At 44.0% G+C, this 12,432-nt stretch carries 12 protein-coding genes, 1 pseudogene and 1 riboswitch; of the genes and pseudogenes, 4 read left to right on the forward strand and 9 right to left on the reverse strand.

Annotation, left to right across the window (positions count from 1 at the left end):
* Positions 1–31 precede the first annotated feature (31 nt).
* The 3 genes and pseudogenes from AC58P7_RS27910 to sigK form a co-directional block, all read right to left on the reverse strand.
* Positions 32–127, reverse strand: a pseudogene (locus tag AC58P7_RS27910) (family 43 glycosylhydrolase); the annotation flags it as partial.
* Positions 128–266: 139 nt separating this feature from the next.
* Positions 267–938 carry an ABC transporter ATP-binding protein gene (locus AC58P7_RS27915; protein WP_497348857.1) on the reverse strand — a complete coding sequence of 224 codons (672 nt, stop codon included), beginning with the start codon at positions 936–938 and terminating at the stop codon, positions 267–269.
* A 54-nt stretch (positions 939–992) separates the two neighbouring features.
* The gene (gene sigK / locus AC58P7_RS27920; RefSeq protein WP_497348859.1) at positions 993–1,694 is read right to left on the reverse strand and encodes an RNA polymerase sporulation sigma factor SigK; all 702 of its coding nucleotides are present in this window, start codon (positions 1,692–1,694) and stop codon (positions 993–995) included.
* A 230-nt stretch (positions 1,695–1,924) separates the two neighbouring features.
* Here sigK and AC58P7_RS27925 point away from each other — a divergent pair, with 230 nt between their 5' ends.
* From AC58P7_RS27925 to AC58P7_RS27935, 3 genes are all read left to right on the forward strand, one after another.
* Positions 1,925–3,502: an SIR2 family NAD-dependent protein deacylase gene (locus AC58P7_RS27925; protein ID WP_497348861.1), complete on the forward strand. Its 1,578-nt coding sequence runs from the start codon at positions 1,925–1,927 to the stop codon at positions 3,500–3,502.
* 178 nt (positions 3,503–3,680) lie between these two features.
* A riboswitch (purine riboswitch) is annotated at positions 3,681–3,779 on the forward strand.
* 61 nt (positions 3,780–3,840) lie between these two features.
* Complete coding sequence (locus AC58P7_RS27930; protein WP_497348863.1) at positions 3,841–5,265, forward strand: NAD(P)/FAD-dependent oxidoreductase; 1,425 nt, start codon at positions 3,841–3,843, stop codon at positions 5,263–5,265.
* 184 nt (positions 5,266–5,449) lie between these two features.
* Complete coding sequence (locus AC58P7_RS27935; RefSeq protein WP_497348865.1) at positions 5,450–5,791, forward strand: LytTR family transcriptional regulator DNA-binding domain-containing protein; 342 nt, start codon at positions 5,450–5,452, stop codon at positions 5,789–5,791.
* Between the two features lie 76 nt (positions 5,792–5,867).
* On the opposite strand, the gene AC58P7_RS27940 is transcribed toward AC58P7_RS27935, so the two are convergent.
* The 6 genes from AC58P7_RS27940 to AC58P7_RS27965 form a co-directional block, all read right to left on the reverse strand.
* Positions 5,868–6,266 (reverse strand): hypothetical protein, encoded by a 399-nt coding sequence (locus tag AC58P7_RS27940; protein ID WP_497348867.1) that lies wholly within the window; start codon positions 6,264–6,266, stop codon positions 5,868–5,870.
* A gap of 109 nt (positions 6,267–6,375) precedes the next feature.
* On the reverse strand, positions 6,376–7,641 hold the full coding sequence (locus tag AC58P7_RS27945; protein ID WP_497348869.1) for an MFS transporter: 1,266 nt from the start codon (positions 7,639–7,641) through the stop codon (positions 6,376–6,378).
* Positions 7,638–8,087 carry a MarR family winged helix-turn-helix transcriptional regulator gene (locus AC58P7_RS27950; RefSeq protein WP_497348871.1) on the reverse strand — a complete coding sequence of 150 codons (450 nt, stop codon included), beginning with the start codon at positions 8,085–8,087 and terminating at the stop codon, positions 7,638–7,640. Before AC58P7_RS27950 ends, AC58P7_RS27945 begins: the two co-directional genes overlap by 4 nt.
* A gap of 417 nt (positions 8,088–8,504) precedes the next feature.
* Positions 8,505–9,632, reverse strand: a complete 1,128-nt coding sequence (locus AC58P7_RS27955; RefSeq protein WP_497348873.1) for a lactonase family protein — start codon at positions 9,630–9,632, stop codon at positions 8,505–8,507.
* Between the two features lie 25 nt (positions 9,633–9,657).
* Positions 9,658–10,317 carry a DUF2238 domain-containing protein gene (locus AC58P7_RS27960; protein ID WP_497348875.1) on the reverse strand — a complete coding sequence of 220 codons (660 nt, stop codon included), beginning with the start codon at positions 10,315–10,317 and terminating at the stop codon, positions 9,658–9,660.
* 102 nt (positions 10,318–10,419) lie between these two features.
* Positions 10,420–11,274, reverse strand: coding sequence for a helix-turn-helix transcriptional regulator (locus AC58P7_RS27965; RefSeq protein ID WP_497348877.1), 855 nt, complete (start codon positions 11,272–11,274; stop codon positions 10,420–10,422).
* Positions 11,275–11,407: 133 nt separating this feature from the next.
* Here AC58P7_RS27965 and AC58P7_RS27970 point away from each other — a divergent pair, with 133 nt between their 5' ends.
* Positions 11,408–12,406 carry a Gfo/Idh/MocA family protein gene (locus AC58P7_RS27970; RefSeq protein ID WP_497348879.1) on the forward strand — a complete coding sequence of 333 codons (999 nt, stop codon included), beginning with the start codon at positions 11,408–11,410 and terminating at the stop codon, positions 12,404–12,406.
* The last annotated feature ends 26 nt before the right edge of the window (positions 12,407–12,432 follow it).

Below are 12,432 nucleotides of genomic sequence, written 5' to 3' on the forward strand. Positions count from 1 at the left end.
CACGTAGGTTCTGTTTGGAAATAATGGAAGTAAAGGTGGATGTAGCTAGAAAATAATCGTCTCCGACCCGAACAATCGATGGATCGGTATTAAACCCGCGCAATATGGGATTGACAATGTTAGTCATCGGATTTCTCCAAGTACAATTAAAGCGCTTTACAGCCTCAGTCTCCCTATGTCAAACTATTGGTAGCATACTGTAAAATCAAAAATGCCCTACGAGTTATCGTAAGGCCAATATCAGTTATTGTATATTTAGTACCAATTTAATGAACCAACCGCCCATCTCGGAACCTAACAATCCGCTTCGCCTGCTCCGCAACCTGCCGGTCATGCGTAATCACAATAATCGTCCTGCCCTGCTCATTCAACCGCCTGAATATATCCATAATCTCCACACCTGTCTTCGAGTCCAATGCTCCCGTTGGTTCATCCGCCAAAATAATCGAAGGATCACCAGCCAACGTGCGCGCAATCGCAACACGCTGCTGCTGCCCACCAGACAGCTCCGAAGGGAAGTGCTTCTTGCGATCCAGCAAATCAACCGCTTCCAACGCTTGCAAAACCAGCGGCTCCCGCTGCTTTCTCGATAATCCCCGATAAATCAACGGTAACTCCACATTCTCATATGCGCTTAATCTCGGCAGCAGATTGAAATTCTGAAAAACGAACCCGATCTTCCGATTCCGAATCTCGGCCAATTGTGAATCCTTCAGTGAGTGAATCTGCTTCCCATCGAGAACGTACAAGCCTTCATCCGAAACGTCCAAACAGCCGATAATATTCATCAGCGTGGACTTCCCGGAGCCCGAAGGCCCCATTATAGCGACAAACTCACCTTGTTCGATATCCAGCGAAATGTCATCTAGCGCTCGAATCGTTTCCCCGCCCATATAGTAAAATTTACTAACATGCTCAATTTGAATTAAGGTTGTCATTGTCTTCGCCTCCATTATCTGATGCCAAATAAATGAAGTATGCGATTCTATTCCTTACCTCTTCGCTTTATAAAACTCATGATAAAGCTTCATCAGTGCCCGCTTCTCAATCCGCGAAACGTAGCTCCGTGAGATCCCTAGCTCTTTCGCTATCTCTCGCTGCGTCCGCTCTTCGCCACCTAATTCAAGCCCAAACCGACCGACAACAACTTCCTTCTCCCGGTCGTCCAAAATCTCTAAGTTCCGATATATTTTGCTCTTCTCAATCTTCAACTGCACCGCATCCACCACATCATCCGCCTCGCTGCCGAGTATGTCGATGAGCGTAATTTCGTTCCCCTCTTTGTCTGTGCCGATAGGATCATGCAGAGACACATCTTTGCGAGTTTTTTTCAAAGACCGCAGGTGCATCAGGATCTCATTCTCGATACAACGTGCTGCAAAAGTCGCCAGCTTTGTCCCTTTGTTAGGGGAGAAGGATTCGATAGCTTTGATCAGACCGATCGTCCCTATGGAGATCAAATCTTCCAAATCTTCCCCTGTATTGTCGAATTTTTTCACAATGTGCGCAACAAGTCTTAAATTATGTTCAATTAACTTATTACGGGAGTGCTCGTTCCCCTCAGCCATTTGCCGTAAGTGCTTTTCTTCTTCTTCCTCAGTCAAAGGTTGTGGAAACGCATTATTTTTGACGTAGGACACAAGCAATGTGAGCTGCTTAATCAACATAGCAATAGTACCAAACAATCCTGGCATTCCAGCTACCCCCTTGAGTGTATTGCGGAGCATGATGGCTTCGGTAGCCTCCGCTTTGAGATTAGTATTAGTGTATGTGGGTTAGAGCCTAGAAGTGCATGTACCGGAATCTGAAGAGAAAAAAGCCAAATAAAATACTTTACTTGGACTTGAATAATGATACTATATAAAATGGAAGATTACGGAATTCTATACATACTTGATACAAATCTTTATTTGGAGCTGATTATGTGTCGTTTTATTCAAGCTTAGATGGACTATTTGATGTCTTGAGAAATGCTAAAGAAAATAATATTAAGTGCAATCTATTGATAGGCGCTGGATGTTCAGCTTCTGCCAATATTCCAACAGCCGAAGGTATTCTTGAAATAATCAAAAAAGATTATCCAGCTATTTACAGTTCAGTGAAAGAAAAAACCTATGGCAACGTAATGAATAAACTTTCTCCGGGGGAAAGAAAAAGATTAATAACAAAACTAGTCAAAGAAGCTAAAGTGAATATGGGTCATCTCGCCATTGCCCAACTGTTGAAAGAAGGATATGTACACAGGATTTTAACTCCGAACTTTGATAATTTATTGATCAGGGCATGCAGTATGGCTGATGAATTCCCTCCAATCTATGATTTAGCGGCATATGAGGAATTCAAGCCGGAGAATATCCCTGATAAATGTATTTTCTATCTGCATGGGCAATATACTGGATTTAAAATCATGAATACCGTCAAAGAGGTGGAAGAACAAGCTGAAAAACTAAAAAAACTATTTAAGCGAATCAATGAAAATAGTCTTTGGATTATTATCGGTTATAGCGGTATAAATGATGTAATCTATAGCTTGTTAAAGCAGGTTCCCGTTTTTGATTATCGCCTCTATTGGATAGGTTATAAAGACAATGAACCACATCAAGAATTGTTAGAAAACTTTTTGTCTGAAGATAGGTATGCCTTTTATGTCAAAGGGTATGATTCTGACAGTTTTTTATGCAAATTAGTACTTAAATTGGGCATTTTTCCTCCCTCTTATGTTTTGAAACCATTTACTTATGTAAAGAACATCGTAGATAATATCGTACCTATGTTACCTGAAGAAGAAAACAATAATATAGCGACTAACCTTAACGAATCAACGTCCAACCTAGTTCAAAAAGCGATTGACGACATTGAAAACGATACTAAAATCATGGGCAATCATTATTTTAAATTGGGACTTTACGATCAAGTATTAACAAATACGGACGAATTGTTGAAAAACGGGGAAAAAGAGCTGGTTGCAGATGCATATTTCAATAAAGCATTTTTACTTCATAACGAAACGGACAAATTAGATACTGCGAGCACTGAGCTTTATAAAGAAATTATCAGCATTTATTCGGATAGTCTTAAATTGAGTAAATACTCAGGAGCCTTTAACAATATTGGGAATTGTTTTACAAAGCTAATCGAATTAGATAATGAAAAAGCAGAGGAGTATTTCTTCAAAGCGGCTGAATCATACGCACAGTCATTAAAAATAGATTCAAAGGAAAAATTATTTTTTGAGAATTACTTACAATTATTTGCGAATCATCTAGAGGAACTAATTTCAGATTCTACAGAAGTAATTGAATTATTTAATAATCACAGTCATCTTACCAATGAGAGCCTTTACGAAGATGGCGCAGAGTGGGCAAACAAACTACTTACAGAAGTAAGTAACGAAAGCAATATTTCAAATTTCAATACAGAAAAAACAATAAATTACTTGTCAGATCTGATTAGCAAATTCCCCAAGAAAAAGACTTCTACAAGACAAATTAAAACCGGTTAAACAACCTTATGTCAACTCATAAAATTTAATTTAAGCAGCCAACGCGGACCGATTTAGTTTCGACACACTTTGGCTGCTTAATTTTTTCGCTTATGATATTGATATTGTGATTTCACGAACATTAACAGATTGACAACACCAAATGTTCGTATTATGATAGTCAAGTCGATAACAAACAGCCGCATATGTATGAAACGTTCGTATATCCTTGAGAATTGGCTTAAGGGTCTCTAGAGGAAGCCATAACTTCCTAGCTACGACGGGTGCTCACTTTGGCATACCCGTGTGGCTAGGTTTTTTTGCGTCCAAAAATGACTGTTCCGAAGGAGATCGCTGCCATGAATGCATATGATTTTATCGTTGTAGGTGCAGGACCAGCCGGCATTTTTGCCTGCTATGAGATGACCTTGCTTCACCCGAATGCGAAAATATTACTCGTTGACAAAGGCCACGATATTTACAAGCGCAGTTGTCCGATTCTTGAAAATAAAATCAAGCTTTGCCCGCCTCCAGCTGGTAAGAAAGACTTCTCCGGTTGTCTTCCTGCGTGTTCGATCACCTCTGGCTTTGGCGGAGCAGGTGCCTATAGTGATGGTAAATTCAACATCACGACCGAATTCGGCGGCTGGATGACGGATTATTTGGCACCGAGTAAAGTCATGGAACTTATTCGATATGTGGACAGCATCAATCTTCAGCACGGGGCAACAGAAAACATAACGGATCCTACAACCGAAGCGGTGAAAGATATTGAACAAAGTTCCTATGCAGCTGGCTTAAAACTGCTTCGCGCTCAGGTTCGTCATTTGGGCACGGAGCAGAACCTCATGATCTTGAAGTCCATCTATGAATATTTGAAAACGCGTATTGATATGCAGTTCAAAACCGAAGTCGATGATATTATCACCACGAAAAAAGAAGATAAGAATGTCATTCAAGGGATTCGTTTGAAGGATGGTACAGAGTATCTAAGTAACTATGTGATGTTGGCTCCCGGACGAGACGGATCGGCCTGGTTAACACAGGTGCTCAAAAAACGCCGCCTCAAAATGTCGAACAATCAAGTCGATGTCGGTGTCCGCGTCGAAACCTCTGATGTCGTTATGCGTGAAATAAACGAACATTTGTATGAAGGTAAATTCGTGTATAACACTTCCGTAGGTACACGCGTACGGACCTTCTGCAGTAACCCCTCTGGACACGTTGTGGTTGAGAATCATAGCGGTATCATGGCAGCCAATGGACATTCCTACAAAGATCCTGCACTTGGCTCTAACAACACGAACTTCGCCTTACTTGTATCTCATAAATTCACTGAACCGTTCGATAAGCCCAACGAATATGCGAGAGAAATATGTAAACATGCGAATGACTTATCAAGCGGCGGTGTCATCGTTCAGAAGTTCGGGGATATTATGCGAGGCCGCAGATCAACGGCTGAACGGATTCGCGAAGGCTTCCTAGAACCCACTTTATCGGAAGCAGTACCTGGAGATCTAGGACTAGTTCTTCCTTACAATACGATGAAAAGCTTGATTGAGATGATCCATGCTCTTGAAAAAGTAACCCCTGGTATCGCATCCGAGCATACCCTTTTCTATGGTGTTGAAGCGAAGTTTTACTCCGCTCGTCCTAAGCTAAGTGAGAGCTTTGAAACCGAAATCAAAGGCCTATTTTGCGGCGGCGATGGGGCTGGAATTACGAGAGGCCTAGCTCAAGCGGGTGCTGCTGGGGTTTGGGTTGCACGCAACATTCCACTATAAATTATTTCCGAGGAAATAAGTGTTCGTTCGTCAAAAACAGCGGAAAACCAACATAATCTTCCCTTGCGGGAGAAATATGTTGGTTTTTTTAGTTGCGAAAGCCTTTTCATTCCCCACAGATTATGGTAAGATAAAACCGTCTCAAATCATGTAAGCGTTATCATTTTAAAAAGGGGGCAAAAAAATGAATGTAGCGCTCGAAGTACAAAACACGTATGAGGATTTTATCTTAGAAAAGGATATCATGTATTTCCGCGTTGGTGAACATGGACTTGTCTCTTTCCACGGGAAGAACTACCATATCAAGAAGCGCTTAAATACGGAGGAAATCCAAAGTATGACCTCAGACAGCAGCTTCTTCAAAGTGAACACCGATTGCTATGTGAATACAAGAAAAATTCAACATATTCAAGATGGCAAAGTATTTTTCGAGGTCAGGGGCTCCGAATCCAAATACACATCGATTACGAAGCTTCGCCAGCATCGTTTGAAAGAGATCGTGCAACTGCAGAAGGCAGAAGCTTAGACATCCAATCTGCGGATATAAGAACGAGAAGAAAGGAGCTAGCGAATCCATCGCCAGCTCCTTTCTTTGTAGAACCTTATGAAATTTTGGCGAGTGTCTCTTGTTGATGCTCGCGGATCAGAAAGCGTATGTAATCGACGGTTGTATCTTTTACCTTTTTGGCTTCTTCTAAAGTAGCGAAGCTGTACTCAGCATAATCTGTGCTTTCATACTTGTTCAACTCTTCATTGTTCATGCCAAGTGTGGAAAAGTTATGAACGAGCTCGTAGGAAGTTTTGGTATCCACATTTTTCACAAAAATATCTTTCGAAAAGAATGAGCCTTGTTTCTCCACTTTAAAAATGACTCGAAACGGCTTCTCCTTATCCGAAACAAAACATTTAATGACAACGTCGATTTCCATCGTTTTGTAATCCACTGTGTGCTTCGGTTCCTGTTTTGGTTTCTGCATCCATTTCTTCAATATCCCCAGCACAAGATCCCTCCTCACACATGAACTTATTCTCATATTGTAGCGAATCCCTAGTTAATTGACAACCCAAATGGTAGAATCTTTATAATGTAAAGACGAGTTTTCTCTCATTTCAAGCTGCTCCCTGCTCGTTAAGAGATTTGGATGACAGCGACGACTTATATTTCCAAGTGATGAACAAACAGAGAAGCCCCGTCAATACCCCACAAGCCACAAATGCGCCGTTTGCTCCAAATCGATCCGCAATGAATCCCGAGAACAGGCTACCAATCGGTGTAGAGCCCGCGAATACAAGCGCATACACACTCATGACACGCGCGCGATACTCATCTTTGGCATACATTTGCAAGGCGGAGTTACTATTTGTAGCGAATAAAATGTTAAAGAAACCGGTACACGCAAGCAGTGTCCCACACACCCAAACCGAACCGCTCAACCCATTTAGAATTAAACAAATCGCAACCATGCAACTAGCAAGCATGCTCACCTTAAGTTTTGGCCCCTTTTTACTCCGGAATGACATCGTGAGTGCTCCCGCTAGCGATCCCACGCCCAAACAGGACATCAACGTACCGTAGGTCGTCTCTCCCATATGTAAGACATTTTTCGTAAACACGGGAATTAGAATATTAAAGTTAAAGGCAAGCGTACCAATAACAGTTACGAGCAGCACAGTTGGAGACAGAAGCGGATCCTTGGCAATATAGATGATACCGTCCTTAATTTCCTTCAGGATACCTTCCTTCGATCTCAGCTTACGCACATAGGGGGCAGCTTCAATATGAAATAAGCCATAGAGAACAGCTAGAAAGCTGACACCATTGAGCAAGAAACACCAGCCTGCGCCTAACCAAGCCATCATCACAGCGCCAATCGATGGACCAACGATTCTTGCCATATTAAACGTCGTAGAGTTAAGTGCGATCGCATTCATCAGATCTTCTTTACCCACGATTTCCACATTAAATGCCTGTCTGGTTGGCATATCCAGCGTGTTATTCAGACCTAGTAGAAGCGCTAGTACAAGAATATATTCATATCTCACCGTATCTGTCAGCACAAGAGCTGCTAAAGCAAAGGCGAGAATCATTGAAACCGTTTGGGTCAAAATAAGGATCTTCTTCTTTGGGAATTTATCCACGATAATGCCGGCAAACAAGGAAAACAACAGAATAGGGAGGAATTGACACGCAGCGACGATCCCCAGTTTAAGTGAGGACCCTGTCAGGGTTAGCACGAGCCAGGACTGCCCAATATTTTGCATCCAAGTCCCTATGAGCGATACACATTGACCAAACCACATATACCGATAATTCTTGTGGGTTAGAGCATGGAAATGACGATCAATGAACACGGACCCAGCAGCCCTCATATTCATATGTCTACCTCTTCCTCTGCAAAGTGAGCAGCATTATGACCCATTTTTTCTAAAATAATTAAAGCCATCTGTTTCTCTTCATCTGATAAGCCGAACGTCAATCGCTCACGCCAGTCGGTGAGCACTTTGCGAACATCTTCTTTAATTCCCCGTGCTTTATCCGTCAAAAAAACCTCATTGCATCTCTTATCTTTTTCGCTGACGGTGCGCGTTATGTAGCCTTGCTCTTCTAGCTTTTTTAATGCTTTCGCGGTCGTACCTTTATCAATTTTCAAATAGTCGGACAGCTCTTCCTGCGTCAAACCGTCCTCTTTATACAACGCATTGAGGAAAATATGCTGACCCCTGCCGATGTCATATTGCTTTAAGTGGTCACCGATATACATCTGTCCATATCGGTAAATCAGCGAGACCCACCTTGGAATCGAATTTCGCGTTTCAATCATCGTAACCCCTCCTTCAGTCTGATGTATGGAAACTTGACTAACTAAAAAATTTTAAAGGAACTCTGTAATAACTTAGTAAACCTTCATGTAATTTACAAAAAAAACACTAAATCGTTGCACTTGCCACTAATTTAGTGTACGCCGAATACGTTGCAAGTGCAACTAAATTTGGCGGAACTTTGTTAAGGAGGGAACTTCATCTATGCAGGGAGGTTCGACGTTTTGAGGCGATTTAGCGGCTGTAAGTGTGTTTTTCATCACTACAGCGCTTGATTTTACTTTTTCGACTACTATAGCAATGAATTTCATCCTTACAGCAGGATTTCATTGTTATGGCCAAATAAAAAATGAAGAGGCAAGTGGATACTTGCCCCTTCATTATCAGAAATAGCGCCTGCCGTTACACTTTCAACGCTCTTAAAGAAACTTCACGCATACCGGTCGCGATACCGCTGCCGTTTGCTCCGTTTCTTGCAGCATCCCTGTCTCCGCGTTCCTGCGGAAGATAACGATGCTGTTCGAATCCTGATTCGCCGCGAGCAGGAACTCGTCCTGCGGCGAAAGCGCGAAGTTCCGCGGCGTCCGCCCCCGCGTCGACTGCCAACCCACGACCGACAGCGTGCCGCTGTCTCGGTCAACTGCATAAACCGCGATACTATCGTGTCCGCGGTTTGATCCATACAAGAAGCGGCCATCCTCGGAGAGGTGGATGTCCGCGCAGAAGCTCACGCCGCTGAAGTCCTCCGGCAGCGTCGACAAGGTCTGCACCGCGGTCATGCTGCCCGCGTCCGCCTCATAAGACAGCACAGTCACTGTGCTATCCAGCTCATTGATCGCGTACACGTACGTACTGTCCGCGTTAAAAACCAAATGCCGCGGGCCCGCGCCCGGCTTCAGCGCTGCTGCACTATGCAGCAGCAAGTCACCGCTCTCCGCGTCAATGCGGCTAATGACCAGCCGATCAAGGCCTAGATCGGCCGAGACCGTGAATCGATTGTCCGGTGACGGAACAATCGAGTGCGCGTGCGGCGCTTCTTGGCGATCCGCCTGAGGTCCAAGCTCGCCTTCATGCTTAACCAGCTGCGTATGTACACCTAAACCGCCACCCGCTTCTATGGGGTACACGGTCACATCACCGCTTAAATAATTCGCCACATACACCCTGCGATTTGTGTCATCCAAGCTTATATAACAAGGGGCAGAGCCGTCTGCTGGCTGTTGATTGATTTTGCTCAATCGACCTGTACCCGCTTCAATTGCGTAGGCTGCAGCCGAACCGCCGTAACGTCCCTCGTACGTTTCTGTTTCACTCACAGCGTATAAGACGGTTTTGTCCTTGTTCACCACTAGAAACGAGGCATTCGGCAAATCGCTGTACGTTTCAACCAGTGTCATCTCGCCATTTTGCCCATTAAAGCTATATAATGAAATCCCCACCGGATGCTGTTCATCCGTGTATGAACCGATATAAACATAAGAAACACCGTTTTTCTTATCTACATTTGCATTTGCACTCGTATTTGCACTCGTACGCTCATTTGCCATTTGCAACTCTGCCTCCCAATTATCTCTATGATTTGTTCCTCAGTTTCCAACGATTCCACATTGCTGTCACACACATGGCGATAATCGCACCATACAGCGCAAGCTCCATATCATGCTGGGCGTCCCATGGATCCCCCTGTGCACCAACAAATAGAGTACCCATCTCTGGGGCTACGATCTTCGCCACCCACATCTCGATAAGCTCATAAAAAGCACCCATAGCCAAAACGATAACACACGTCATCCCATAAATCCATCTTCTCCCAAGTGTTGTCCAGGCGCGCAATCCCTCACAAATGGGATAGGCACACATAAGCCCGAAACTCAGATGAACGAGCCGATCGAAATTATCGCGTTCTGACCCAACTAAGATACTTAACCAATGATCAAACCAGGTTCCATTGTAGGAAAAGTGGGCTCCGACACTATGCAGCAGCAGAAAGCTCGCAAACAATCCATAGGATAGATTCGAAAATGCAAAAACGCGAAACGTAGCGATCAGCCCAATCAGGGCTGCCCAGATCAATAAATTTTCAAGCACCCAATCCCCTCGACTATGCGGCGTAATCGCTAACCATCCCCACACACCAAGCCAAACTATGATAATCATTTGCAAAATCCAGTTCGTTTTGAAAGGTTTCGTTATCGCTTTTGATTTCGTTATTGTACTCGCTTTTGTTTGCATGTGCACAGCCCCCCTTATCGTCTCTTCAGACTTAGAGTACCGTGCTGCCGCACTTACCAAAAGTACTAACTTTTTCTAGTACCGAGCCTCAAACTCGCTCATTTAGCTAAATAATCCTCTTACATATAAGCTCCGAAACTCACTTGGCGTCATCCCTTCATGCTCATGAAACCGCTGATTGAAATAGCTCGCAGAGGTATAGCCCGCTTCAACCGCGATGTCCTTAATCGGCCAATTTTCTTTCTCAATTAAGCGCTGCTTAGCGAATTGAATACGGCACAGCGTGATGAACGACAACGGCGTCATCGAGGTAGCTTTTCGAAATATTTTGCAAAAATAGTACGTACTCACACCCGTGAGCTCCGCCCACTCTTCGAGATTGAAAGGTTCGCATGCTTTACTCTGCATGGTTGGCAGCAAGGCTAGAATCCGATCGACCGATTCCGTCCCTCGATTGACTGTTAATGGCGTCGCATAGCTCATAAACTCACACAAAATCATGTAGTTCAGCGTGCTCAACTGGGTAGGACGAAGAATTTGATGTGCTTCTGCTTCTAAGAGCAGCTCATTGAAAGCTTTCTCAAGTTCAGCACTTCTTTTTAACGTCCATAGATTGCGTAGGAAGCCTTTTTCCAAGAGAAACTCCTTAATGTGATCCCCATAAAAATGTACCCAACGGATATCCCACGGATCATCCTTGGAACTGTAGTAGCGCTGCGCTTGATAAGGCAAAAATAAGAAAGCATCCCCCTTTTGCAAGGTGTACTGCTGCCCCTCGATCTCTACATAGCCCTTACCTGAGATGATAAAATGCAAGCTATACGTCGTCCATAGGCCTTCCGGTCTCTCAACATCGTGATTCGTTTGGTTGCTGTACCAGCCTACGGATTCAGGAAATATGAAATAAGTCGAGTTTTGTAGGGTAGGTAACATGACTTGCCGATGCATAAGCTGCATAAGTTCACACCTCATCTCTAATGACAATATTACGATAGTCTCTTCAATATATTATTATATTCATTTTAAATAACTCATTTTATAATAGCAATATAACGTTACACATTCCGCAAGACAAAGGAGAACTGCTGTCATGACTAAACTACGTTGGGGAATTCTAGGCTGCGCGAATATTGCAATCCGTGCCTGTATTCCGGGAATTGGGCAATCACAAACGGGTGTTGTAAGCGCAATCGCGAGCCGAAGCTTGGAAAAGTCACAAGAGGTTGCCACTCGACTTGAGATCCCTAAGGCCTATGGAAGCTATGAAGAATTAATCGAGGATCCGGATATCGATGCGATCTACATCCCCCTTCCAAACCATCTACATAAAGAGTGGACGATCCGCGCGGCTCAGGCAGGTAAGCATGTGTTATGTGAGAAGCCTGCTGCTTTGACGACAGCTGAGGTCCGGGAAATGATTTCGGCAGCTGAAGAAGCTGGTGTTCTATTTGCCGAGGCGTTTATGTATCGTCATCACCCACGCTACGAGCGTGTCAAAGTGATTATGCAATCCGGTGAAATCGGAGATATTCGCGGTATTCACGGCACATTCACCTTCAGCAACCCTGATGATAGCAAAAATGTTCGTTACGTCCGTGAATGGGGCGGCGGCTCGGTCTATGACGTAGGCTGCTATCCGCTGAGTGCGGCTAGATTTCTTCTAGAACGTGAGCCTGAGGCAGTCACTACGCATGCTTTCTTCTCCCCCGAACATGATAACGTCGATATGATGATGTCTGGACTCGTTGAATTCAGCGGCAATGTGGCACTCACCTTCGATTGCGGCATGTGGGCATCGTTCCGAAACACGCTTGAGATTCTCGGCTCCAAGGGACGGATCGTAATTCCTTCGGCTTTTATTACACCTACCGAAGAATCCGGTCATTTCCAAGTGTATGTTGGCAACGAGCAGCGCGAGGAGAAAGTGCCTTTCCTTAACCAATATGCTCTGCAGGTTGACGATTTGGCGTATGCCGCTTGGGGCGAGAAAGCCCAGCGCTTCCCTGCGCAAGATGCCATTTCTAATATGAAAGTCATTGATGCTTGTCTGAAATCGGCTACAGAACGTTCACGTGTTGAGATTCAATAATTGTAATCGAGAGGCTGGGGATTAAG

This window comes from Paenibacillus sp. J22FR5 (assembly GCF_059691975.1).